Below are 1743 nucleotides of genomic sequence, written 5' to 3' on the forward strand. Positions count from 1 at the left end.
GCCGCTCGCTCGCTTGTATGGGCTAATCTTTGTCAAGGTGATCTTTCAGTCGTTCCGTCTCCTTGTTCAGCTGTGGCGCCCCATTTGTTCCTGCTTTGGCTCCGGGATTCATTGGGGCGCCGCGCGCAGTGACGGTCAAGGGTGGGCCTTTGGCCATCGCGAAGCGACTTGCCCTTGATGGTCACGAGCACGGCGGCAGCGTTACATTGAGCCGGCAGGTGCCTGTTCGTAGAGGTCTATAACTTGCAAACCGAGGGGAGCTCGCCATCAGGCGCCGTAAACGCGCCGCAAGCTTGTATGCGGTTGATCCTCGCGGATCAAAAACCATGATGCAGCCATACGCATCGGCGGCGAAGCTCCGGGCGGTGGGCCCATTCTACAGCGCGGCGTCGTAAGCCATGTGAGCGACCGGGATCACCACCACCTCGGATCGTTATCGGCAGACGCTATTGCAGCTGCCAAACTTCAATGCTCGTCCTGTCAAACGCTCCTCCATGCTTTATACCGGACGCAGGGCTACTCCCGTCGGGATCTCGCCGGTCGTGACAAGTCGCCAGAAGGCAATCAGTAGCTTGCGCGCCAAAGCCACGATCATTGTCTTGCGCGTACCGCCACGGCCATCGGCCGTTCTCGCGCAAAACCAGTGCGCCAGCGCGCTGTCTTTTTGGAATTGGAGGAACCGCCAAGCCTGTAGGATCATGCCGTAGCGGACGCGAGCGTTGCCGGCCCGCGCAAGACCTTTCTCGCGCCTGCGTTGGCCGCTCTCATCCGGCGCCCCGGTAAGTCCGGCATAGCGGGCGACGGCTCTCCGATCACGCAGGCCGCGTGAGAGAATCTCATTCACCAGCATGTCCGCAGTCTCGATACCGACACCGATGATCCGCGCAAGAAGGCGAACCATCGCGAGCGGACCCTTCTCCGTGTCCGGAACCACCGAGAGCTGCCGCAACCGCTCCTGTTCGATCTCGTGGATTTGTTCACGCAACAGGTGAAGCCGTCCGAGATTACGGCGCAACTCGGCTCGGCTTCGTTCCGGTAGGGGCATACCTTCCGCCGTATGCAGAGCCTCCAGTTTCTCGGCAGCTTTGCGCAGATTGGGTTTGAAGGCGCGAATGCCGAAGCGAGCGAGGATTGCCTTGATGCGGTTGACGATCCGTGTACGTTCGCGGACGAGACTGTCTCGTTCACGGTTCGGACGGCGGGCCTCCTCCTCATTGATGGTTGGGATGGCTGCCATGCTGCAGTGGCGCTTCTCCCCCCGCAGCCAGCCAAGAAAGGCGCGCATCAGCAGTTCGGTATCGAGGCGATCGGTCTTGGCACGCCGATGTTCACGGGAAACCGCGACGCTCGATGGATGTATGACATAAGCTTCGACAGCGCGCGCCTGGAGCCAGCGCGCCAACCAAAAGCCGTCGCGTCCAGCCTCATAGGCGACAACGATGCGCCGGACTTCACGCCCGGCTTGGATGGCTTCGCTGCGCCAGCGGCGCAACAGCCTGAACACCGAATCCGGGTCGGCATCGAGCTTCTTGAGAGGGTTACGTTCAAAGCCAGGGACCGTCGCAGCAATGAGCCACTTTGTCTGGCTCATCTCAATCACTGCGACCAGCGTGCTGTCCTGATCAAGGGCGGTAAGGGATTTGCTTGCATCAAAGGATGGTGACATGGGGCGCTCCTTAGGTAGCTGCTCAACAGCGTCGAGGGTGCCACACGCTCGCCGCCGCCCATAGCATCTACAGCGCT

1 protein-coding gene is annotated in these 1743 nt (G+C 61.0%); it reads right to left on the minus strand.

The features are described 5' to 3' along the window. Positions 1-499: 499 nt before the first annotated feature. Positions 500-1666 carry an IS110 family RNA-guided transposase gene (locus tag AC0L14_RS34675; protein ID WP_473752217.1) on the minus strand — a complete coding sequence of 389 codons (1167 nt, stop codon included), beginning with the start codon at positions 1664-1666 and terminating at the stop codon, positions 500-502. Positions 1667-1743: the final 77 nt, after the last annotated feature.

This window comes from Mesorhizobium sp. WSM4841 (assembly GCF_055811515.1).

Bases quoted from the DNA above. Each gene is read 5' to 3' on its own strand.
- AC0L14_RS34675 (WP_473752217.1), bottom strand. From the start codon at position 1,666: ATGTCACCATCCTTTGATGCAAGCAAATCCCTTACCGCCCTTGATCAG.